This window comes from Alcanivorax sp. HI0044, assembly GCF_001634945.1.
Genome location: NZ_LWEZ01000587.1, coordinates 1 through 882, shown reverse-complemented (window position 1 = coordinate 882; position 882 = coordinate 1). Strand labels below are relative to the sequence as shown.

1 protein-coding gene is annotated in these 882 nt (G+C 58.8%); it reads right to left on the bottom strand.

The genetic code is table 11. The features are described from left to right. Window positions 1–882: DUF6351 family protein (locus A3730_RS31235; RefSeq protein ID WP_231883881.1), on the bottom strand; the 882-nt coding region annotated here is incomplete at both ends.

Below are 882 nucleotides of genomic sequence, written 5' to 3'. Positions count from 1 at the left end.
CACCAAACAATGGCGCCGGGCCGTACCAGATCACCTGGTTATCCGCGTGCCCCTGGGTCTTTTCCAGGCGGGCGCGCATCTGCCAGGAGTGATAGGCATCGTGGGCAATCCCCGGGTCCGGGCCGCGCAGATCAATAATCGGCACATTGGCCAGGTGCTCGGCAGTATTAATGGCACCGGTGCGGTAAGCATTGTACAGCGCCTGGCTATCGGCCACGGTGCGCTCCGGCTGGTAGTCGATATCCACATTGAAGCCGCCAATTTCCCGATTCACTTTCAGGAACTGGTCACCGGTAATCACACCACTCTGCAACGCCCGCAGACCATATTGAACGCCCACGTTATCCAGCGGAATGCCCCCGAATCCTCGTGACAGCAGGTGTTCGTTCGCAGACCACACTTCTGGCGAACGCAGCCCGAACTGGGACTTCATGTAATCCAGCAAGCCACAACGCAACCCATCCGGAGCGTCCTGGGCGTCATAGACGGTCACCCCGTCTTCCAGGCCCGGGCAGCTTTGCTGGTCAGGGTAGGCTGCCGGGAAAAAGGCCAGATCCGAGACCAGCGGATTCAACGGCAGATGGCCATAGAACGCGGACCATTGCGCAGCGGGAATCACCCCGGAACTCAACAACCGGGTGACCACATCCTGAAAGCCTTGCGGGTCGGAAGGCAGCTGATTGCCGAAATACTGGCTAAGTAAGTTGTAATCGGCGAACTGGGTGGCCGTGGTCCACACATCCGGGTAGGAGCACTGCACGATCATGCCTTGATAAATGCCCGGATACGCATTGGCCACATGCTGCTGGGTGATGGAACCACCGGAACATCCCGTGCCAATGGTGTAACGAATTTCACCGTACTGCTCGACGATGCGCTCCT